At 70.6% G+C, this 22,045-nt stretch carries 18 protein-coding genes and 1 pseudogene; 12 read left to right on the top strand and 7 right to left on the bottom strand.

Features of this window, described 5'->3' with window-relative positions:
- Positions 1-10: 10 nt before the first annotated feature.
- Positions 11-3,940: a non-ribosomal peptide synthetase gene (locus ACZ6N8_RS18950; RefSeq protein WP_466011508.1), complete on the bottom strand. Its 3,930-nt coding sequence runs from the start codon at positions 3,938-3,940 to the stop codon at positions 11-13.
- A 722-nt stretch (positions 3,941-4,662) separates the two neighbouring features.
- Between ACZ6N8_RS18950 and ACZ6N8_RS18955 the strand changes: the two genes are divergently transcribed.
- The 12 genes and pseudogenes from ACZ6N8_RS18955 (at position 4,663) to ACZ6N8_RS19010 (ending at position 15,066) form a co-directional block, all read left to right on the top strand.
- Complete coding sequence (locus ACZ6N8_RS18955; RefSeq protein ID WP_466011510.1) at positions 4,663-5,943, top strand: MFS transporter; 1,281 nt, start codon at positions 4,663-4,665, stop codon at positions 5,941-5,943.
- A 222-nt stretch (positions 5,944-6,165) separates the two neighbouring features.
- Positions 6,166-6,330, top strand: a pseudogene (locus ACZ6N8_RS18960) (phosphopantetheine-binding protein); the annotation flags it as partial.
- Positions 6,331-6,920: 590 nt separating this feature from the next.
- On the top strand, positions 6,921-7,682 hold the full coding sequence (locus tag ACZ6N8_RS18965; RefSeq protein WP_364362928.1) for a DeoR/GlpR family DNA-binding transcription regulator: 762 nt from the start codon (positions 6,921-6,923) through the stop codon (positions 7,680-7,682).
- Entirely contained in the window at positions 7,679-8,587 is a 909-nt protein-coding gene (gene pfkB, locus ACZ6N8_RS18970) for a 1-phosphofructokinase (protein WP_466011512.1), read from the top strand. Before ACZ6N8_RS18965 ends, pfkB begins: the two co-directional genes overlap by 4 nt.
- A 58-nt stretch (positions 8,588-8,645) precedes the next feature.
- On the top strand, positions 8,646-9,830 hold the full coding sequence (locus ACZ6N8_RS18975) for a PTS mannitol transporter subunit IICB (protein ID WP_364362932.1): 1,185 nt from the start codon (positions 8,646-8,648) through the stop codon (positions 9,828-9,830).
- 5 nt (positions 9,831-9,835) lie between these two features.
- Positions 9,836-10,144: a PTS lactose transporter subunit IIB gene (locus ACZ6N8_RS18980; protein WP_466011514.1), complete on the top strand. Its 309-nt coding sequence runs from the start codon at positions 9,836-9,838 to the stop codon at positions 10,142-10,144.
- Positions 10,137-10,571 (top strand): PTS mannitol transporter subunit IIA, encoded by a 435-nt coding sequence (locus ACZ6N8_RS18985; protein ID WP_357983593.1) that lies wholly within the window; start codon positions 10,137-10,139, stop codon positions 10,569-10,571. Before ACZ6N8_RS18980 ends, ACZ6N8_RS18985 begins: the two co-directional genes overlap by 8 nt.
- Positions 10,568-11,608 carry a zinc-dependent dehydrogenase gene (locus tag ACZ6N8_RS18990; RefSeq protein ID WP_466011515.1) on the top strand — a complete coding sequence of 347 codons (1,041 nt, stop codon included), beginning with the start codon at positions 10,568-10,570 and terminating at the stop codon, positions 11,606-11,608. Before ACZ6N8_RS18985 ends, ACZ6N8_RS18990 begins: the two co-directional genes overlap by 4 nt.
- Before the next feature lie 9 nt (positions 11,609-11,617).
- A complete protein-coding gene (locus tag ACZ6N8_RS18995; RefSeq protein WP_466011517.1) occupies positions 11,618-11,893 on the top strand; it encodes an HPr family phosphocarrier protein in 276 nt (91 codons plus the stop codon).
- A complete protein-coding gene (ptsP, locus tag ACZ6N8_RS19000; protein ID WP_466011776.1) occupies positions 11,886-13,559 on the top strand; it encodes a phosphoenolpyruvate--protein phosphotransferase in 1,674 nt (557 codons plus the stop codon). The genes ACZ6N8_RS18995 and ptsP overlap by 8 nt, the downstream gene beginning before the upstream one ends.
- A gap of 230 nt (positions 13,560-13,789) precedes the next feature.
- Positions 13,790-14,173, top strand: a complete 384-nt coding sequence (locus ACZ6N8_RS19005; RefSeq protein WP_466011519.1) for a PadR family transcriptional regulator — start codon at positions 13,790-13,792, stop codon at positions 14,171-14,173.
- Positions 14,170-15,066: a hypothetical protein gene (locus tag ACZ6N8_RS19010; protein WP_466011521.1), complete on the top strand. Its 897-nt coding sequence runs from the start codon at positions 14,170-14,172 to the stop codon at positions 15,064-15,066. The genes ACZ6N8_RS19005 and ACZ6N8_RS19010 overlap by 4 nt, the downstream gene beginning before the upstream one ends.
- Positions 15,067-15,200: 134 nt before the next feature.
- Here ACZ6N8_RS19010 and ACZ6N8_RS19015 read toward each other — a convergent pair whose 3' ends face one another.
- The 6 genes from ACZ6N8_RS19015 to ACZ6N8_RS19040 form a co-directional block, all read right to left on the bottom strand.
- Complete coding sequence (locus ACZ6N8_RS19015) at positions 15,201-16,418, bottom strand: iron-containing alcohol dehydrogenase (RefSeq protein ID WP_466011523.1); 1,218 nt, start codon at positions 16,416-16,418, stop codon at positions 15,201-15,203.
- A 117-nt stretch (positions 16,419-16,535) separates the two neighbouring features.
- A complete protein-coding gene (locus ACZ6N8_RS19020; protein ID WP_466011524.1) occupies positions 16,536-17,996 on the bottom strand; it encodes an NAD-dependent succinate-semialdehyde dehydrogenase in 1,461 nt (486 codons plus the stop codon).
- 134 nt (positions 17,997-18,130) lie between these two features.
- Positions 18,131-19,207 (bottom strand): ABC transporter ATP-binding protein, encoded by a 1,077-nt coding sequence (locus ACZ6N8_RS19025; RefSeq protein WP_466011526.1) that lies wholly within the window; start codon positions 19,205-19,207, stop codon positions 18,131-18,133.
- Positions 19,207-20,274, bottom strand: a complete 1,068-nt coding sequence (locus ACZ6N8_RS19030) for an ABC transporter ATP-binding protein (RefSeq protein WP_466011528.1) — start codon at positions 20,272-20,274, stop codon at positions 19,207-19,209. Before ACZ6N8_RS19030 ends, ACZ6N8_RS19025 begins: the two co-directional genes overlap by 1 nt.
- Complete coding sequence (locus tag ACZ6N8_RS19035) at positions 20,274-21,185, bottom strand: carbohydrate ABC transporter permease (RefSeq protein ID WP_466011530.1); 912 nt, start codon at positions 21,183-21,185, stop codon at positions 20,274-20,276. Before ACZ6N8_RS19035 ends, ACZ6N8_RS19030 begins: the two co-directional genes overlap by 1 nt.
- Positions 21,185-22,030: a carbohydrate ABC transporter permease gene (locus ACZ6N8_RS19040; RefSeq protein WP_466011532.1), complete on the bottom strand. Its 846-nt coding sequence runs from the start codon at positions 22,028-22,030 to the stop codon at positions 21,185-21,187. Before ACZ6N8_RS19040 ends, ACZ6N8_RS19035 begins: the two co-directional genes overlap by 1 nt.
- Positions 22,031-22,045: the final 15 nt, after the last annotated feature.

The following is a 22,045-nucleotide window of genomic DNA, read 5'->3' on the forward strand; positions in this document are numbered from 1 at the left end:
GTCAATGTGATCAGTCCATGCCGTCCAGCCAGGTGGCGATCCGGCCGGCGACAGTGCCGACCTGCGGCGGGCGCAGCATGGTGTAGTGGTCGCCGGGAGCGACCTCGACCTGGAGGTGAGCTCCCATGGCCGTGCGCAAGGGCGCGCTGCGGTCCTCCTCGCGGGTCGCGGACGCCGCCAGGTAGAGGGCCGGGACGTCCAGCGGGGCCGGGACGTACCTGTCGAGCGCCCGCATGTTGGCGCCGAAAACCTGAACCATCCGGCCGAGTTGCTCCGCCGTCATCTCGGCACCGACGACGCGGTGCCCCCGCGCCCAGTCCAGCAGCGCCGGCACCGGTCCCCGTGCGGCCGGGGCTGCCGCGACCGAGGGGGGCAGCGGGCCGCGCGCCCCTTCCCGCGCCGCCGGATCGGCGGGCACCGCGGCGAGGAGATACTCGCTGTAGAGGGCCACGAGTTCGGGCCCGTCGTCGGGAGAGCCGACCGGCGTCACCGACGTGTCGACCAGCAGCAGGGCGCGCACGGCGCGAGCGCGGGTCGGGGCCTGACGCGCCATCTCGTAGGCGACCGCCCCACCCATCGACCAACCACCCAGGATGACCGGACCGTCGAGGCCGCCGGCGTCCAGCTGGTCGAGAAAGTGTGCGGCCAGATCCGGAACGGTGAGCAGCGGCGCGCTGCGGCCGTCCAGCCCGGGAGACTCGAAGCCGAGCACCGGACGGTCCCCCGGCAGGGCGCGGGCCAGGTCGACGTAGGACAATGCGCTACCGCCGACGGCGGGGAGCAGCACGAGAGGCGTACGGTTGCCGCCCGGACGCAGCTGCACCCACGGGGCAGGTGTGCCGGAGCCGGTGGCGAGGACGTCGGCGATCTCCGCGATGGTGGGTGTCAGGAACAGGGTCGACGCCGGTAGGTCTACGCCGTACTCCTGCCTGATCATGGCGAGCAGGCGGAGCGCCAGCAACGACTGGCCACCGAGTGCGAAGAAGTCGTCGTGCACGCCGATGTACGACCGTTCCAGTACTCTTCGCCAGATCGCCGCCAGACGCTCCTCCGCCGACGTCCGTGGCGGAACCGGAGCGGCCCTGTCCCCGCTCCCGGGCTCCGGGTCGGGCAGCGCGCCGAGGTCGAGCTTGCCGTTGGGGTTCAGCGGCAGCGCCGGGAGCGGGGTGAACGTGGCCGGCAGCATGTATGCCGGTAGCCGCCGGGCCAGATACCGTCGCAGATCCTCGGGCATCGTCTTGCCGGGCTCCGGAACCACGTAACCAGCGAGCTGGTTGTCGCCCCGCGGCGTCCGGTGGGCCACGACGGCCGCCTGGCCGACGCTGGGGTGATTTCGCAGCACCGCTTCGACCTCGGTGAGCTCCACCCGACAGCCGTGGACCTTCACCTGGCTGTCGAGCCGACCGAGGTATTCGAGGTCGCCCTCGGGCCGATGACGGACGAGATCACCCGTGCGGTACATCCGCTGCCCGGGATCCGGATGGAACGGATCGGGCAGGAAGCGTTCCCGGGTCAGCTCGGGTCGGTTCAGGTAACCGCGCGACAGGCCCGGACCCGCCAGGTACAACTCTCCCCGGGCGCCCTCCGGCACCGGCCGCTGCCGCTGGTCGAGCACGTAGCACCTCACGCCGGGCAGAGGCTCACCCAGCCCGAGCGAGACATTCCCGGGCTCCAGCAGGTTCCAGGTGGCGTCGGCTGTGTACTCCGTGACCCCGTAGATGTTGTAGATGCGCCGCACGGTCCCGGTGGAGAAGAGACGGTCGACAAGCGCGCCGCTCAGCGGCTCCCCGCTGAGCATGACGGTGGTCAGGCCGGCGGGCAACGGCGCGGTGCGCAGCAGCTCGTCGATCACGCTCGGTACGCCCTGGATCAGGGTCACCGACTCGGCGTCGTGCAGCAGATGCAGATCGAACAGCGAGTCGACCAGGATGATCGTCCCACCGAAGCTGGGGGTGGCGAAGTATTCGAGGATGGACGCGTCGAAGCCCGCCGGGGTGGATGCGAGGACGCCGTCGAGTTCCTCGGCGAGCAACCGGGTGCGGTAGTAGTCGACCAGGCCGACCGCGCTTCGGTGCTCCACCACCACGCCCTTGGGGCGTCCGGTGGACCCGGACGTGTACATGACGTAGGCCATGTTGTCCGGGCCTGCGGCGCGGGGCGGGGCGGTGGTGGGCCGCCTGGCTATCTCCGCCGCCTCCGCGTCGAGTGAGACCACGGTCGCGGCGTGGCCGACCAGCCGCTCCCCGTGCCGGGCGTCGGTGACGGCAATCGGGACTGCGGAGTCGGCGAGCATGAAGCGCAGTCGCTCGTCCGGCAGCCCGGGATCCAGAGGCACGTACGCCCCGCCCGCCCGGAGGGTCGCGTAGATTGCCACCAGGAGCCGCGGCTCCCGACCCACGCACACGCCGACCGGTGTCTCGGGTTTCACCCCGCGCTCGCGCAGGTGCCAGGCCAACCTGTTGATCGAGTCGTCGAGTTCGCGGTACGTCAGGCGCGTCCCGGCGTGCACCACCGCGATGCGGTCGGGGTGCTGCGCCACTCCCTGGGCCACGAAGTCGTGCAGGCAGTCCACGCTTGGCGCGGGCATCGGGTGCCGCGCCCGCAGCAGGGCGGCCCGGTCCGGCCACGGCAGGTCGTTCAGTGGCCTGTCCGGTTCGGCCGCGGCGCCCTCCAGGATCCGCAGCAGGTGGGCGATCATGCGTCGCGCGGTGGCCGGATCGAACAGGTCGGTCGCGTAGGCCAGTGTCACGTCGACCCCGCCGTCCGGCCGTGCCTGCACCCCCAGGTCGACGTCGAACACCGTCGTGGCGGCCCTCACCGTCACTGCTTCTCCCCGCACACCATCGAGGTCCAGGACGTCCTCGTCGGCCAGGTGGTAGGCGAAGAACGCCTGGAACACCGGATTGCGGTTCTGGCTGCGGGCGGTGGACAGCTCGTCGACCAGGACGTCGAACGGCAGGTCGGCGTGGGAATAGGCGTCGAGCGCCGCCGCCCGCACCCGCGTGAGCAGTTCGGCGAAGGAGGGATCGCCGATCAGCTGGGAGCGGATCACCATCGTGTTCACGAACACGCCGACGACGTGCTCGAACTCCGGTCCGCTGCGGCCCGCGTAGGGAACCCCGACCAGGATGTCGTCCTGGCCGGAGTAGTGGGCGAGAGTCGCCGTCCAGGCGGCGAGGAAGATCATGAACGGGGTGGCGCCGCAGCGCCGGCCCACGTCGACCAGGCGCCGAGTCCGGTCCGGCGGGACCACGGCGGTGACGACGTCGCAGTGGAAGCTGGGCCGCGCGGGCCGGGGCCGGTCCAGTGGCAGGTCCAGCGCGACCGGGGAGCCGCTGAGGGCCTCGCGCCAGTAGACGACGTCCCGTTCGAACGCGCCACCGTGGAGTGCCTCCTGCTGCCAGGCGGCGTAGTCGACGTACTGCAGTGGAGGTGACGGCAGACCGATCGGATCACCGTGGCGCAGTTGCCGGTAGAACGCGGCTGTCTCGCGCTGGATGATCCCCCAGGTCCAGCCGTCGGTCACGATGTGGTGGATGTTCACCACGAGAACGTGGTGGTCGTCGGCGAGTTGGACCAGCAGGCAGCGCACCAGTGGTCCGGCGGACAGGTCGAACGGCCGCTCCGCCTCGTCGGCGAGCAGCGCGCGACAGGCGGCATCGCGGCCGGGCGCCGGCAGGTTGCGCAGATCGCTCACCCGCAGGCCGGGAAGCGAATCGGAGACGAGGACCACGGGCTCGCCCTGTGCGTCGACCACCCGCGAGCGGAGCACCTCGTGCCGCTCCCAGACTCTCCTGAGCGCCTCGGTCAGCGCCTCGACGTCGAGCTCACCGTGGAAGCGGAAAGCGGCGGGCGCGTTGTGGACGGTACCGCCCGGCTCGAGCTGTTCGAAGAACCACATGCGGCGCTGCGCGGAGGACAGGGTGACGTGGCGCCGCATGACGGGATCACTGAGGGCTTCTTCGAGAAAGGCCTTGCGCTCCGGGCCGGCAAGCCTGAGAAACCGTTCGTAAAGCCCGCTGCGCAACTGTGGTCTCCCCCGGGTGCCGCCGAGGTGCGGGCCTGGCCGACCTCGTGGTGAAACGGTGTCGCTGTGCTCCGTTGCGCCAAGCTATACCGGTGTAATGGCGTCCTGCGATTTCAGCCCATTCGGCGCGCCAGGCCGAAAATCGTGGCCGTGGGCTGCGGTAATGCTGGTCCAGCACCCTTCCCGCACAATTTAAAGCATTGGGTGAAAATCGATCTAAGCAGATGGCTGGGAGGCCTGTCAAGACTTCCGCTATTGACGTCGCTCGGTGCTCCCGGCGCCTGCTCCGTCGCCACGGGACGAACGGTCATCGGCGCGTCGTCCACATGGTGTGTCGAGCGAACCGGCCTCTGGTAAGCGCTGCGCCCGACCGGTCAAGGTGTCGTCACCGGTCGGGTCGGCGGCTCCGAGCACCGGCCGCACGGGGTGATCCGGCCGCGGCCGCGCGCCCCCCCGTCGCATGGTCAGTTCTGGTAACTTGTCCCGTGTCTGGGCCCTGTCACTCGCGATAAGCGGGCCGCAGTTCCGTGCCGCCCTCTCGTGCGATCCGCATATCTCGCACCCTTTTTTCAGGGACCGACCTGAGGCATCCTCGTGCGGGGAGAATGCCATTGCTGTTAACGAAGGGGTGCCGGGTGACATTTGACCTGCTACGACGCAACGCCGCATTCCGGTGGTTCTGGTCAGCGCGGGCGGTGTCGCTGCTGGGCGACGGAGCGGCCATGGTGGCGTTGTTGCTGCTGGCCACCGACGTGGGTGGACCGGGGGCCGTTGCGCTGGTCCTGCTCGCCGAAACCGTGCCGCGATTCTTCAGTCCGTTGGCCGGGGCGCTCGCCGATCGGCTCGAGCTGCGCCGGTTGATGCTCGTGTGTGAGCTCGTCCAGGGTGTCGCGTTCCTGGCCATCGTTCTGCTCCGACCGGGATTGCCGGTGATCGTTGCGCTCGTGGCTGCCTCAGCCGCCGCGTCCACCGTGATCTATGCGGCCGGACGGCCGGCCGTGCCCCGCCTCGTCGATGAGGCGGACCTGCCTGTCGCGAACGCCTGGATCGGGACGGCGTTCAATCTCCAGGGCGCGCTGGGGGCACTGATCGGTGGCCTGCTCGCCGCTGCCGTCAGTCCGTACGGTGCGCTCGGCGTCAACGCGGCAAGTGCGTTCGTCGCGGTGCTGCTGCTGCTCCGCACTCCGCGGCTGCCCGTCCAGCGCGCGGCGGCCGACGGCGCGGCGGCGACCGGCTACCTGGCGGACCTGCGGGGCGGCTTCCGCTACGTGGCGACCAATCCCACGGCCCGACTGATCTGTCTGCTGGTGTTCTTCGGCATCCTGTTCGGCTCCCTGGACAACGTCGCTCTGGTGCTGCTCGCCACCGATGTCCTGGACGGGGGAGCGGTTGGCTTCGGCATCCTCTCCGGCGCCTTCGGCATGGCGATGGTCGCGGGCTCCCTGTGGCTCACCCGGCCCACCTCCCGTTTCTCCCCGGTGGTGCTGCTGCTCGGCGGCTGGCTGTCCACAGGCGTCGGTCTGGTCCTCACCGGCTTCGCGCCGTGGCTGGCCGCCGCGGCGCTCGCCCAGGCCGTCGCTGGTGTGGGCAACGCCGTCGCGAACACAAGCGAGTACACAGTCCTGCAACGGGCGGTACCCACCGAACTCCTCGGCCGGGTGGGCGGCCTGCTCTCGCTGGCCTCGGTCAGTGGCAGTTCCCTGGCGTACGCGATCGGGGCCCCGCTCGCCACCGCCGTGTCGCCGCGCTGGGTGCTGTTCATCGCGGGCGGTGGCCTCGTGGTCGTGGTCCTCATCTTCGTCGTCCCGATGCTCCGTGCCACTCGCGGCCAGGATTCGCCGCCCGCGCCGAACGCGCCGACGGAGCCGGCCGAGGACGACCCGCTGCCCTCGGGCGTCGCGGGGGGTACGGCATGACGGCGGGATGTCGTTACCCCTTTTCGCGACCGCGTCACCTGGGCCGGCGGGCAGCCGTGAGGGATGCACTCCTGACCGGCCGGGGCGGTCAGCTCGTCCGTGCCGCCGATGGGCCTTCCGCTGTGGACGCCACCACTCCAGACCGGGGAGAGACCAGTGAGTGAAACGGATCGAAGCCGCGTGCAGGCGCGGGTGAGTGAGATCTTCGCCGCCGTCCTCGATGTCGCCGAGGTGGGCCCCGACGATGACTTCTTCGCACTGGGCGGCCACTCGCTGCTCGCCGGCCGGCTCACCGTCCGGATCCAGCGCGAACTCAACGTCCGCGTGACGCTCAGCGACTTCTTCCTCGATCCGACCGTTCGTGGGCTCACCGATCTCGTCGCCGCCGACGTGCCCGCCCAGGCGGGACCGCAGCCGGTCTGACCGGTTCCTCCACCGGCAGGCTGCGCGTGGGAGGTGCGTGACGTGGCGGTGCCGGGCCGGCACCGCCACGTGTGTCGGCCCCGTCGGTGGCCGACCGTTCCGCAGGGAGATCCCGACAAGCGTCATGCGCGGCCGCTCGGGCCGGGAGTCGAGCGCGGCCCCGACCTCACGCGCGTCGAGGAGGCGCTCGATTGCGTCGTCCGGCTGCGCGTGGTCATCGAGGTAGTCGACACGTAGCGCGGCCGACCGGACGTCGGCGGAGCGTGTCTGGTCGATCAGGTCACGATTGGCCGCGGTGAACAGCCGGGCCGGGGCCCAGTGCCCCGGCGGCGGGCGACTGCGGATTCCACCACGCCCGTGGCGCCATCTCCCGCGCGATGTCTCGGCTGGTGGACGTCCCCCTGGTGGCGCCGGCGTCACTGACGCCGGCCGAGGGTCGCGCGGTCGGCCGGGCCCCCAACGGTTGTGTGGTTTTCTGTGGCCGTCTCTTGACTTCCCCCACAACCGGTCGTAAACAAAACGCAAGCAAAACGAAACGGCGGTAAAACAACATCATGTACGCCGAAGAACGACAGCAGGAGATCCTTCGCATCGCCCGGGAGGTGGGCCGGGTCGAGGTGGCCGGTCTGGCCGACGGGCTCAACGTGACGTCGGAGACGATCCGCCGCGACCTCACCATCCTGGAGCGTGCCGGGGTGTTGCGCCGGGTCCACGGTGGAGCGATCCCGGTCGAGCGGCTCGGGTTCGAGCCGGCACTGGCGGCGCGCGACGCAGTGCTCATCGAGGAGAAGGAGCGCATCGCCAAGCTCGCCCTCAGGGAGGTCCCGGAAGAGGGCGCGATCATTCTCGACGCCGGCACCACCACCGCCCGGCTGGCCCAGTTGCTGCCTGTCGACAGGGAGTTGACAGTCGTGGTCAACTCGCCGGTCATCGCGACGACCCTCGGCACCCATGCCAACCTCAACGTCCTGCTGCTGGGCGGACGCGTCCGGGGCAAGACGCTCGCCACGGTCGACGACTGGGCGCTGTATCCGTTGGCGGACCTCTACGTCGACGTCGCGTTCGTCGGGACCAACGGGATCTCGGTCGAGCGTGGGCTGACCACCCCCGACCCGGCCGAGGCGGCGGTGAAGCGGGCGATGGTCCGTGCCGCCCGTCGTACGGTGCTGCTCGCCGATCACACCAAGCTCGGCAACGACTATCTGGCCCGGTTCGCTGATCTGGCCGACGTCGACCTGCTCGTCACCGACAGCCAGGCCGACCCCGACCTGGTCGGCGACCTGGAGTCCGCGGGTGTTCGGGTGGTCCGCGCATGATCGTCACCGTCACCCTCAACCCCAGCCTCGACCGGGCCGTGGAGGTCGACTCGCTCAGGCGGGGCGAGGTCATCCGCGCTGCCGCGGCCCACCTCGACCCCGGCGGCAAGGGCGTCAACGTGTCCCGCGCCCTGCTGGCCAACGGGGTCCCGTCGGTCGCGGTGCTGCCGTCCGGCGGCGACGAGGGCGACCAGCTCATCCGCCTCCTCAAGGCGGAGGGCGTGGAGGTCCTCGCCGTGCCGATCTCCGGACGGACCCGTTCCAACATCACCCTGGCCGAGCCCGACGGCACGGTCACCAAGATCAACGAGCCGGGTCCGGCGATGTGCCGTGCCGAGTTCGACGAGGTGATCGACCGGGTGCTCGACCGGGCCGGCGGTGCCGACTGGGTCGTGCTGTGCGGCAGCGTTCCGCCCGGCCTGCCCGCCGACGCGTACGCCGAGCTGTGCCGCACGCTGCGCGCCGCCGGCAGCAGGGTCGCCGTCGACACCAGCGGTCCCGCCCTGCGTGAGGCCGCCCTGGCCGGGGCGACCCTGCTCAAGCCCAACCGCGAGGAGCTGGCCGACGTGGTCGGTGCCCCGCTGGCGGGCCTCGACGATGTGGTCGAGGCCGCCCAGTGCCTGCGGGCCTGGGGCGCCGGCACCGTCGTGGCCAGCCTCGGCGCCGACGGCGCTGTCCTTGTCGACGCCGAAGGGGTCCGCACCGGCTCCTGTCCGGTGGCCCGGCCCCGCAGCACCGTCGGTGCCGGCGATGCCCTGCTCGCCGGGTTCCTCGCCGCGGGCGCGCAGGGTGCCGCAGCCCTCACCGAGGGCCTGGCGTGGGGTGCCGCCGCGGTGCGCCTGCCCGGCAGCCGGATGCCCGGCCCCGCGGACCTGTCCCGCCACGACGTCACCATCCACACCTAGCCGGACGAGCCTTCCCCCGCGGCCGTCTGGACCACCCCTTTCAGAAGGAGATACCCCCGTGACCTCCTCCTCCTACACACCAGCGGTGCAGGGCCAGGGCTTCAAAGCCACCGTGCAACGCCTCGGCGGTTACCTGGCCGCGATGGTCATGCCCAACATCGGCGCGTTCATCGCCTGGGGCCTGATCACCGCATTGTTCATCCCGACCGGCTGGATCCCCAACAAGACCCTGGCCGAACTGGTCGGCCCGATGATCAGCATCCTGCTGCCGGTGCTCATCGGCTACACCGGCGGCCGGCTGGTCCACGGCCAGCGCGGTGCCGTCGTGGGCGCGGTGGCGACCATGGGCCTCGTCGTCGGCGCGGACGTGCCGATGATCCTCGGCGCGATGATCATCGGCCCGCTCACCGCCTACCTCCTCAAGCTCTTCGACGGCCTGGTCGAGGACAAGATCCGGCCCGGCTTCGAGATGCTCGTCGACAACTTCAGCGCGGGCATCATCGGCGCCGCGATGGCCATCGGCGGTGTCTACGGCATCGGCCCGGTGGTCGAGTGGCTCACCAAGCAGGCCGGCTCGGGTGTCGACTGGCTCGTCGACAAGGATCTGCTGCCGCTGACCTCGGTGCTCGTCGAACCCGCCAAGGTGCTCTTCCTCAACAACGCCATCAACCACGGCGTGTTCGGCCCGCTGGGCATCGCCGAGGCGGCCGACAAGGGCAAGTCGATCCTGTTCATGATCGAATCGAACCCCGGTCCCGGCCTCGGCCTGCTGCTCGCCTTCATGGTCTTCGGCCCCCGCGCGCTGCGCCCCAGCACCCCGGCCGCGATCATCGTGCAGTTCCTCGGCGGCATCCACGAGATCTACTTCCCGTACGTGCTGATGAAGCCGAAGCTGATCCTCGCCGTGATCGCCGGCGGCGCGGCCGGCGTCGGCACCTTCATGATCACCGGTGCCGGCCTGGTCGCCACCCCCTCGCCGGGCAGCATCTTCGCCTACCTGGCGGTCACCCCCAAGGGCGACTACTTCGGGGTCATCCTCGGCATCGTGATCGCCGCCGCCGTCAGCTTCGCGGTCGCCTCGGCCCTGCTCGGCTTCGGTCGCGGCGAGCCCCCCGCGGACGCGGTCGGCCCGGACGAGGAGACGGTTGTCCGCCCGGACGAGGAGCGGGTCGTCCGCCCGGACGGGCAGCCCGTCGTCGACCCGGACAACGCCCCAAACAAGCCGGCGAAGCAGGAGGTCTGACCACCATGCCCATCATCAACGGCACTCAGATCAAGAAGGTGATCGTCGCCTGCGACGCCGGCATGGGCAGCAGTGTGATGCTGGCCAGCCAGCTACGGCGGCAACTGGCGAAGAGCGCGGTGACAGTCGAGCACACGCCTGTCAACTCGATCCCGGCGGACGCGGACGTGGTCATCTGCCACCAGGGGCTCGCCGCGCGGGCCCGGGTCAGCGCGCCCGACACGGTGATCGTGCCGATCCAGGTGTTCATCGGCGATCCGGCCGTCACCCGGGTGGTGAACGCGGTGCAGCGCGGTGGTGAGCTGAGTGGCTGATCTGCTGGCCCGAGACGCGATCCGGCTCGACGAGCGGGCCGGATCGCGGGACGAGGCGATCCGCCGCTGCGGCGCCGTGCTCGTCGAGATCGGCGCGGTCGCCCCGGCGTACGTGGACGCGATGCTCGCCCGCGAGCAGAGCGTCTCCACCTACATCGGGGAGGGCGTCGCCATCCCGCACGGCACGCTCAACAGCAAGGAGTCGGTCCAGCGCGACGCCCTGGCGGTGCTGCGCTTCCCGGACGGCGTCGACTGGGACGGCTTCGACGTGCGGGTCTGCGTCGCCATCGCCGCAGCCGGCGACGGGCACGTGGACATCCTGGCCCAGCTCGCCTCGGTGCTGATGGACCCGGACCAGGCGCAGCGGCTACGAGAGTCGACGAGCGCCGATGACGTGATCACCATCCTCGAAGGGAAGCCACTGTGAAGGTCGTCCGATTCCACGCGCCAGGTGACGTCCGCATCGAGGACGCGCCCGAGCCCACGCCCGGCCCCACCGACGTGAAGATCCGCGTCCGGGCCTGCTCCACCTGCGGCACCGACGTGAAGATCTCCCGCTTCGGTCACCACCACATCGCGCCGCCTCGGGTCATGGGCCACGAGATCGCCGGCGAGATCACCGAAGTCGGCGGCGACGTCACGGGCTGGCGGCCGGGGGACCGGGTCCAGGTCATCGCCGCCATCCCGTGCGGTACGTGCGCCGAGTGCCGGCGCGGCCGGATGACCGTGTGCCCCAACCAGGTGTCGATGGGATACCACTTCGACGGCGGGTTCGCCGAGTACGCGGTCGTGCCGCACAACGTCCTCGCCGTCGACGGGCTGAACCGGATCCCCGAGGAACTCAGCTTCGCCGAGGCGTCCGTCGCCGAGCCGCTCGCCTGCGTCCTCAACGGCCAGAACCTCGCCGGTGTGGGGGAGGGCGACGACGTGGTCGTCGTGGGTTCCGGGCCGATCGGCTGCCTGCACGTCCGTCTGGCGCGGGCGCGCGGCGCGGCCCGTGTCTTCCTCGTCGACCTCAACCGCGAACGCCTCGACCTGGCCGCCAACCTGGTGCGACCGGACGCGGCGATCTGTGGCGCCGAGACCGACGTCGTCGACGCGGTGCTCAAGCTCACCGAGGGCCGGGGCGCGGACGTCGTCATCACCGCGACGGCCGCTGGCGTGGCCCAGGAGCAGGCGGTGCAGATGACCGCGCGGCAGGGCCGGATCAGCTTCTTCGGCGGCCTGCCGAAGGACAAGCCGATCATCTCCCTGGACTCCAACCTCGTGCACTACCGCGAACTGACGATCGTCGGTGCCAACGGCTCCAGCCCGGAGCACAACAAGGAAGCGCTGCGACTCATCGCCAACGGCTCTGTGCCTGTCGCCGATCTCATCACCCACCGCCTGCCGCTCGACCGTGCCCTCGACGCCTTCGGCATCGTGGCGCGCGGCGAAGCGATCAAGGTGACGATCGAACCGTAGGAGGATCCGTTGCCCAGCAGAACAGTCCTCGTCGGCTCCGCCAGCGGGCTGCACGCCCGCCCGGCGGCGCTGTTCGTCGCCGAGGCGGCGAAGCAGTCGGTGCCCGTCACCATCCGCACCGGCGACAAGAAACCCGTGCCGGCCCGCAGCATGCTCGCCGTGCTGTCGCTCGGCGCCAGGAAGGGCACCGAGGTCACCCTCGAGGCCGAGGGCGACGGCGCGCAGGCCGCCGTCGACATCCTCGCCGACCTTCTGGAACGTGATCTGGACGCCGTCGATGCGTGAACTGCGCGGAATCGGAGCCAGCCCCGGTGGTGCGGCGGGACCGGTCTACCGGCTGGCCCCGCCGCCGGCCCTGCCGCCGCTGGCGGAGACCGTCGATTCCGGGGCGGAGAAGGCGGCGGTTCGGGCCGCGGTCCTCGCCGTCGCCGCCGACCTGACCCGTCGGGCCGATACCGCCCTGGACGCCACCGCCGCCGAGGTCCTGCGTGCCCAGGTGATGATGGCGCAGGACGAGACGCTCGTCGACGCGGCCGACGTCGCCATCGACGGCGGTGCGGACGCGCCGCACGCGATAGCGGACGTGCTCGCCGGGCACCGGGCCGCGTTCGAAGCCGCGGGCGGGTACCTCGCCGAGCGGGTCAGCGACCTCGACGACCTGCGGGACCGCCTGGTCGCGGCGTGCCTGGGGCTACCGATGCCGGGCGTGCCGGACCCGGGCCATCCGTACCTGCTCATCGCCCGCGACCTGGCGCCCGCCGACACCGCAGGCCTCGAACCGGGCCTGGTGCTGGGCCTGATCACGGCCGAGGGCGGGCCGACCAGCCACACCGCGATCCTGGCCCGGACCCTCGGTATCCCGGCAGTGGTCCGCTGCGCGGGCATCCTGGACGTGACCGACGGCGCGCTGGTCAGCCTGGACGGAGCGAGTGGCCTCGTGGTGGCCGGCGTCTCCGCCGAGACGGTGAGCACCGTCAACGCCGACCGGCTCGCGGCTATCGAACGCCGCGCCCGCTCCCACGGTCCCGGGCTGACCGCGGACGGCCATCGCGTCGCGCTCCTGGCCAACATCGGCTCGGTCCGCGACCTCACCGGCGAGGTGGAGGGGGTCGGTCTGTTCCGCACCGAGCTGCTCTACCTCGACCGCGGCGACCCCCCATCGCACGACGAGCAGGTCGCCGCGTACCGCGACGTGTTCGCCGCGCTGCCCGGCCGCAAGGTCGTCGTTCGCACCCTGGACGCCGGCGCCGACAAGCCGCTGCCGTTCCTGCGTCTGGCCGACGAACCCAACCCCGCGCTGGGCGTACGCGGCCTGCGGGTCGCCCGGCGGACGCCGTCCGTGCTCACCGCCCAGTTGGCCGCGATCGCGGCGGCTGCCGCGTCGACGGACGCCGACGTCTGGGTGATGGCACCGATGGTCGCCACGGCGGCGGAAGCGGCCGCGTTCGCCGGGTCCTGCCGGGAGCACGGTCTGTCGACCGCCGGCGTGATGATCGAGGTGCCGGCGGCGGCCCTGCGTGCCGGGCAGGTGCTGCGCCACGTGGACTTCCTCAGCGTCGGCACCAACGACCTCAGCCAGTACACGTTCGCCGCTGACCGCATGTGCGGCGACCTCGCTGACCTGCTCGACCCGTGGCAGCCCGCGCTGATCGCGCTCCTCGCCTCCTGCGCGGCAGCCGGCGTCGAGGCCGGCAAGCCGGTAGGTGTGTGTGGAGAGTCCGCAGCGGATCCCGCTTTCGCGCTGGTGCTGGCGGGCCTGGGCATCACCAGCCTGTCCATGGCGCCCCGCAGCATCCCGGAGGTGCGCGAGGCCCTGGCCGCGCACACCCTCGACGAGTGCCGGCAGATCGCCGAGGCGGCCCTGGCCGCCGACAGCCCGCAGGAAGCCCGGGCGGCGGCGGCCGACGAGTCCCGCCGACTCCGCAACAGCGAGGGCGCGTCCGTACGGTGAGCCGGTCACGCCCACCGACAATTCGATGACAACATCTCCGATACGACTCGGACGGCGCCTTTCTTCGCGTTCTGCCCTGACAACGTGTGGCAGTCCAGCACGGACACCTGCCGGCTCCGGACAGGAAAGTCCAGGTCGGACTGACGCGACGGAGTGGAGTCGCCGAGGGCTGGAACCCTCGGCGACAGTCACCCTGGCCAGATACTCATGTCACTTGTATATTCACCGTCATGCGATCGACTTCGCGTCCCGCGCTGCGGGAACCGTCGTACTTCGTCCTCGCCGCCCTGCTCGGTGGTCCGCTGCACGGTTACGCAGTCATCAAGCGGGTGACCGAGCTGTCCGACGGGCGGGTGACGCTCGCGGCTGGCTCGCTGTACTCGGTTATCGACAGGCTGCTCGGCGAGGGACTCATCACCGCCGATGGTGAGGAGATCGTCAACGGGCGTGCCCGCCGCTACTACCGGCTCACCGACGAGGGCCACCGCGTACTCGCCGAGGAGGCCGACCGGCTCGCCCGGGCCGCCCGGGTGGTCATGGACCGCCTGCCGCACCGGGGCCCACCGCAGGGAAGCGCCCGTCAACCTTCTACCGCGAGGATCAGACCAGCATGAGTGCCGATGTTCTGGAAAAGCGCTACCGGATGCTGCTGCGGGCCTATCCGGCCGGTTACCGTCGCGAACGTTCCGACGAACTGATCGACACGTTGATCGGTGACGAGCCGACAACCCGCCGCTGGCCCAGCATCCGACAGGCGACCTCGCTGATCCGCGGCGGCCTACGGGTGCACGGCGGCAGCACCGCTGCTCGGCCGACCGCCGTGCTGCTCTGGCAGGGCATCCACCTGGGTGCCATGGCGGTACTCGCGCTCGGTGTGCTCATCGGCATGGACGATCTCGTCGAGGCGTTCCAGTTCGGCGGATTGTCGGACCCCGTCACTGTCCTGCGCAACGAGGGCCTCGGCGTGGTCATGGTGAGCGCGGCACTCGTGGCGCTCGTCGCGGGCCGTACCCGCGCCGCCGCCGTCCTGGTGGTGGCTGCGGCGGTGGTGCCGACGGTCGTCTCCCCGTACCTGTTCCTCAACGGGTTGCCGCAGTGGTGGGCGCCTGTCGTCGCCACGCCCCTGGTCCTGGTGGGCCTGCGGCGACCGGCGGACGTGCCGGCGGCGCCTCGGGCCAACGCCGTTCTGGTCACGGCCGGAATACTCGCCTTGCATCTGATCTCCGCCGACGGCTTCCGCATGGTCGACATGAGCTCACGGGTCGTTGCCGCCACCATTGTGGTCGGCGGGGCAGCCGCCTTCCTGTGGGTGGCGACGGCTGACCAACGGCTGCTGATCGCTGTCGCCCCCACCCTCCTGCTGGGCACGCTTCACCAACTGGGCAACGACGTGTCGACGGGGGAGTTGCTGCGCCGGCCCGACGCCCTGCCGTCCCTGGTCGTCGCGGTTTTCATGGTCGTCGTCGCGGTCGTCTCGACCCGGCTGCGGCAGCGCACCCGCGCGTGACCGACCGATAGGCGCTCCGGCCACGGCCGGCCGCCCGGCCGACAGGGCACGGCAGATCCGACGGACGATCGTCCGGGGGCGGCGGCATGACTGCGTCGTCAAGGTGGAAGGCCGGTCACCGTCCCTGCTCGGAGTCAGGACCTCCGGGACCGGTCTCCGGTCCAGGCCGCTTCGAGGATCGCGGTCAGGCTGGCGGTGTCCGTCGGGCCTGGATGGTTCTGGATCAGGCGGGTGACGCCACCGGCCATCTCGGCGAAGCGCGGGAGGTCAGCGTGCGCCACGCCGATGTCCGCGAGGGTGCACGGGATGCCGATGTCGGCGAGGAGCCCGTCGAGCCAGGTGAGGAACGCGTCCGCGGCCTCGGCATCGGACGCGCCCGTCACGTCGAGCCCGCACACCCGGGCGAGGATCGCCAACCGGTCGCTGACGGCATCCCTGGCCGCGTCAAGCGCGTACGGCAGGAGCAGCCCGACGCCCAGGCCGTGCGGCGTGTGCGTGGCGGCGCCGATGGGGTACTGGAGAGCGTGTGGGGCCGCGTTTCCCGCGTGGGAGAACGCGAGCCCGGCCAGCATGGACCCGTAGGACATGTCCGCGCGCGCGTCCGTGTCGCCTCCGTCCCCGACCGCCCGACGCAGGCTACGGGCGATCCGCTCCGCGGCCAGGAGCGCGTAGTGGTCGGTGATCGGGTTGCGGCCGAGGAAGACCTGCTCCACGGGGTCGCGTGGCCCGTGGGCCCGGGGTCGCGCGGTGTAGCTCTCCACCGCGTGACAGAACGCGTCGATGCCGGAGTGCGCGGTGACGCTCGCCGGGCAGGTGTAGGTGAGTTCGGGGTCGACGATGGCGAAGTCGGGCACGATGTGGACGCTGGAAACCCCCACCTTCAGCTCGCGGTCCGGGTCGGTCAACACCGAGACGGGTGTGAGTTCGGAGCCGGTGCCTGACGTCGTCGGGACCGCGACCAGAGGAAACGTCGGACCCGGCACCTTCGACTCGCCGTAGAAGTCGCGTGGCGTCCCGCCGTGGCGCCTGATGACGCCGACGATTTTGGCGAGGTCGATCACCGTGCCGCCCCCGATGGCGAGGATGACGTCGGCGTCCACCTCGGCGGCGACCGAGACGGCCACCGCGACATCGGCGAGTGGCACGTCCGGGTTCGCGTCGGAGAACACCTCGACGGCCTGGACCTTCTCCCGTACGGCGGCCACGATCTCGGCCACACCCGGCTGCCCCAGGAGAACCTGGTCGGTCACGATGAGGACCCGGGAGCCGCTCTCGGCCACCACCCGTGGGATGTTCTGCGCGACCCCTTCGCCCACTATCAGCTGGCGTGGTCCGCGGACGGTCTCAAGCATGTGTCTGCCTCTCCGGAACGTCGGCGGCGATGTGCGGGGCGGACGTCCAGGTCGCCGGCGGGACCGGAACGGCGTCGGCGCGGGCGTGCGCGCCGGGTGGCCGGAGCAGCGGGCCGGTCACGGGAGGTCGACCGCCGCGTAGGTGAGGTCGAGGTACTCGAGGATTCCCTCGTGCGACCCCTCCTTGCCGATCCCTGACTGCTTCACCCCTCCGAACGGAGCGGACGGGTCCGATATCAGTCCACGGTTGACGCCGACCATCCCCGTCTCCAGACCCTCGACGAACCGGAGCGCCCGGTGCAGGTCACGGGTGAAGACGTACCCGACCAGGCCGTGCTCGGTGTCGTTGGCCTTCGCCAGCACCTCGTCGTCGGACGTGAACGAGATGATCGGCGCCACCGGGCCGAAGATCTCCGCCTTCAGCATCCGCGCGTCGTCGGGCACGTCGACGAGGACCGTGGGCGGGTAGAAGTGGCCCGGCCCGTCCGGACGCTCGCCACCCACCAGGACCCGTGCGCCGCGATCGACAGCGTCGGCGACGAGCTCGTCGATCGTGGCGACCGAGGCCTCGTCGATCAGCGCCCCGACGTCCACGCCGTCGTCGAGACCATGGCCCACCGTCAGCGCGCCCATCCGCTCGGCGAAGCGCGCCGTGAACTCCTCGCGCACCGGCTCCTCGACGTAGATCCGGTTGGCCGCGACGCAGGACTCCCCGATGTTGCGCATCTTGGCCACCATGGCGCCGTCGAGAGCGACGTCCAGGTCGGCGTCCGCACACACGATCAGGGCCGCGTTGCCGCCCAGTTCCATCGAGGTACGCAGCACGTTGTCAGCGGCCTGTCGGAGCAGCACACGCCCGACCTCGGTCGACCCGGTGAACGAGAGCTTGCGGGTCCGACCGTCGGCCAGCAGCGCGGAGACCACAGCGCGGGAACGCTTGGTGGTCACCACGTTGACGACCCCCGGAGGTACGCCCACCTCCTGCATGATGCGGGCCAGGAACAGCATGGTCAGTGGCGTCTGGGCTGCCGGCTTGGTGATCGTCGTACAGCCCGCGGCCAGCGCGGGGGCGATCTTGCGGGCGCCCATGGCCAACGGGAAGTTCCACGGCGTCACGAAGACGCACGGTCCGACCGGCTTCGGCACGGTGAGGATGCGATATCCGCCCGCGGGAGCGGTGCTGTAGCGCCCCTCGACGCGTACCGCCTCCTCGGCGAACCACCTGAAGAACTCGGCGCCGTACGCCACCTCCGCCCGAGCCTCGACGAGCGGCTTGCCCATCTCGAGCGTGATCAGCCGGGCGACCTCCTCGGATCGTTCGGTCAGTGCCCGGTACGTCGCGGTCAACAACTCCGACCGTTTCCGCGGCGGGGTCGCCGCCCACTGCGCCATCGCCGTACTCGCCGCGTCCAGAGCGGCGAGCCCGTCGACGACGTCGGCGTCCGCCACCTCGGCGATGGTCTTTCCGGTGGCCGGGTCCTCGACGGCAAAGGTGGCTCCGCTCGCCGCGTCGCGCCAGACGTCGCCGATGCGCAGCCGGCGTTGCTCGGGGGCCAGGACGTTCGTCGGGTCAGTCACTACGTCGCCTCCTGGTGCTCTTCCTGGTGATGTCCGGCGAGCCCCAGCGACCGCGCGTGCTCGTGGCCGGACGGGCCACCCGTCCTTGTGGGGCAGGGTTGCCGAGTGGGTCGAGGGTGGTTCTCCCGGCGCGGTTACCGCCCGGCCTCGGACAGCGACAGCCCGGTCGCCGCGTCGAACAGGTGCGCGCGGTCCAGGTCGACCGCGACATGCAGCCGCTCGCCGGGCGTACCGGTGACCGTGGGTCGTGCCTTGACCTTGAGGATCTCCGTCCCCACCCGGACGTCGACCACCGTCCGGTCACCGAGCGGCTCGAGCCCGTAGAGCTCCCCGGACAACGACGCGTGCCCGCGCTGCTCGACGGACAGGTCCTCCGCGCGTAGGCCCAGCAGCAGCGCACGACCGTCCTCAGCCGTGGTCCAGCGGGGTCGCGGCAGCGTCCAGCCGTCCGCGCCGACCAGACGATCTCCCTCGGCGCGGCAGGCGAGCAGGCTGATCGGTGGGCTCCCGACGAATCCGGCGACCCACCTGTTGGCGGGACGTTCGTACACCTCGGTAGGCGTTCCGACCTGTTGCACCCTGCCCTCCTTGAGGACCGCTACCTGGTCGGCCATGGACAGGGCCTCGACCTGGTCGTTCGTCACGTAGACGAATGTCGCTCCGAGGCTCCGGTGGATGCGGGTGAGCTCGGTGCGCATCTCGACGCGGAGCTTGAGGTCGAGGTTCGTCAGCGGCTCGTCCATGAGGAACGCGCGCGGACGACGGACCAGCGCCCGGGCCAGGGCGACACGCTGCATCTCACCGCCGGACAACTGCGCGGGGCGACGTTGCAGCAGCCGTTCGATGTGCAGCAGGCTCGACATCTGCTCGACGGCGGCGGCGATCTCGCTCGACGAACGGCGGCGGGCCCGCAGCGGCGAGGCGATGTTCTCGTACACCGTGTGTCGCGGGTAGAGGGCGTAGCTCTGGAAGACCATGGCCAGGTCGCGTGCGGCCGGGGTGTCACCTGTCGCGTCCCTCCCGTCCAGCTGCACCGACCCGGCGTCGAGTTTCTCCAGGCCGGCGATCGCCCGCAGGGTCGTCGTCTTGCCTGCCCCGGAGGGCCCGAGCACGACGAAGAACGAGCCGTCCGGCACGTCGAGCGTCACCCCGTCCAGGGCCTGGACCTTGCCAAAGGACTTTCGCAGCCCGTGTGCCGTCACGGTTCCCATCAGGCCACCAGCTCTTCCGTGCGCACGTCGTAGACCGCCGGGGTTCCGCCGGTGTGCCGCAGCCCGACCTTCGCGTCAGCGGCGAAACGGACGGTCGGTGGCATCCGGACCCGTACGTCGCGCTGGCCGCTGTGGTCGACCACGTAGATGATTTCGTCGCCCAGCCACTCCGCCGAGACCACGCGGGCCGGGACCGACAGTTCGGCCCCCGGTGCGGTGACTTCCAGCGCCTCCGGCCGGACACCCGCGACCAGGCGTCTGTCGCGCGGCAGGCCCGGCGGTGGCGTGAGGACCAGTCCGCCCTGACTGCGCAGCTTCCCGTCGGCCACCTCCACCTCGATGAGGTTCATCGGCGGGGAGCCGATGAACGCGGCGCAGAAGAGGCTCGCCGGACGCTCGTAGACCTCTAGCGGCGTGCCGATCTGCTCGACGCGGCCCTTGTTGAGGATGGCGATGCGGTGACCGAGCGACATCGCCTCGACCTGGTCGTGGGTGACGTAGACCATCGTCGCCCCCAGCTCTCCCTGGAGGTGCTTGATCTCCGTGCGCATGTCCGCCCTCAGCTCCGCGTCCAGATTGGTGAGGGGTTCGTCCATGAGGAATGCGCGCGGCCGTCGCACCAGGGCGCGAGCGAGCGCGACACGCTGCTGCTCCCCGCCGGACAGCTGGCGTGGTCGCCGGTCCAGGAGCGGACCGAGCCGCATCAGCCGGGCGGCTTCGGCGACCCGCGCGTGCACCTCCTGCTTGGGCAGCCCTTCGGCCCGCAGGGGGAACGCCAGGTTGTCGCGGGTCCGCAGATGCGGGTAGAGCGCGTAGAACTGGAACACCATGGCGATGTCGCGCTCGGCGGGCGGCAGGTCGTTGACGAGCGTGTCGCCGATGCGGATGTCGCCTGTCGTCTGCCTCTCCAGGCCGGCGATGGCCCGCAGCGTGGTCGTCTTGCCGCAACCCGAGGGACCGAGCATCACGAACAGCTCACCATCGTCGATGGACAGGTCCACGTGGTCTACCGCGACCGTCCCGTCCGGGTAGCGCTTGTGCAGGGCTGTCACCTCGATGCCCGCCATCAGCGTCGCACCGCCCCGAGCGTCACGCCGGCGATGAGGTGCCTGCGCACCAGGTAGGCGAAGACGAGCACCGGTAGGGCGAACACCACGGAGGCGGCGGCCACGAGACCCCAGTCCGTGGTGGTGCCGCCGATGAGGCCGGCGATTGCCGGTGGGGCCGTCCGCACACCGTCGCTGGAGGTGAGGAAGATGGCGAACACGAACTCGTTCCAGGAGAAGATGAGGGCGAAGACGGCCGTCGCGGCGATGCCGGGCACGAGCAGAGGCAGGGTGTACCGCCAGAACGCCTGCAATCGGGTGTAGCCGTCGAGCATCGCGGCGTCCTCGTACTCGGCGGGCACCTCGTCGATGAACCCCTTCATCATCCAGATCGTGAACGGGACGTTGAACGCGGCATAGATGAGGATCAGGCCGAGCTTGGAGTCGATGAGTCCGACCTGGCGGTACATGAGGAAGATCGGAATCACGACCACCACGGGCGGCATGAAGCGGGTGGACAGGATGAAGAACAGTTGGTCCTTCTTGGCCCTCACAGCGAAGCGTGAGTAGGCCCAGGCCGCCGGGACGCCCAGCACGGTGGCCAGCACCGTGGAGACCCCGGCGACCACTACCGAGTTGAGGAACGCGACGGACAGGGCCGAGCGACCGCCGTCGGGGGCGACGAACACGTCCTTGAAATGGTCCATGGTGACCGTGAAGCCGAAGAACTTGGCCGGGATGGCGTAGACGTCCCTGTTCTCCTTGATGGACGTCGTGATCATCCACAGCACCGGAAAGAGCATCACGACGGCCAGCACGGTCAGCAACGCGACCTCCAGCCCGGATCGGCCCCGGCCGCCGAGGCGGCGCGCGCGGGGCGCCTCATCCCGGGCGGGACCTGTGGACACGGCCTCGTCGACGGAGACGGCCATCAGCCCTCCTTGAGCTTGTTCAGGTAGCGCAGGTAGAGCTGCGTCAGGACGATCACGACGAGGACCAGGAGGATTCCGTACGCCGACGCGGTTCCGGTGTTGAAGCCCAGGAACGCGACCTTGTAGATGTGGAACGACATCGTCTCGGTGGAGACGCCCGGGCCGCCGTTGGTGAGGATGTAGACGAGGTCGAACAGCCGGAAGGCCTCGATGGCCCGGAACATCACGGCAATGAGGAGCAGCGGCCACACCAGCGGAAGAGTGATGGTGCGGAACCGGAACCACTCGGACGCCCGGTCGATCGAGGCGGCCTCGTACAGGTACCTGGGCACCGCGGTGAGGCCCGCGAGGGCGATGAGCATGATGAACGGCGTCCACTGCCAGGTGTCCACCACGATCAGGGAGAGCAGTGCCGTCCGCTGCCGGGTGAGCCACTCCACCTGCCCCAGACCGACCGAGCCGAGCATGCTGTTGACCACGCCGAACTGGGCGTCCAGCATGAATCGCCAGAACAGCCCGACCACGACCGGCGACAGCATCATCGGCACCAGGAACAGCGTGGTCAGCACTCCTCGTCCGTGCGTGCGTCGCGAGATCAGGTAGGCGATACCGAAACCGAGCACGGTCTGCAGACCGACCGCGCCGACCACGTAGATCAACGTCGTCAGGGCCCTCTGGTGGACCTGCGCCGAGGTCAGGATGGCCGTGTAGTTCCCGAACCCGATGAAGTTCGCAGGGCCGCCACGGGTCGCCGAGTAGTCGGTGAAGGACAGGTACAACGCCCACAGCAACGGGAACACCGACATGGCGAGCAACAGCAGCATCGCGGGGGAGATGAAGGCCACGGCGAGCCCGCGGTC

Source organism: Micromonospora sp. NPDC047521, from assembly GCF_055587305.1.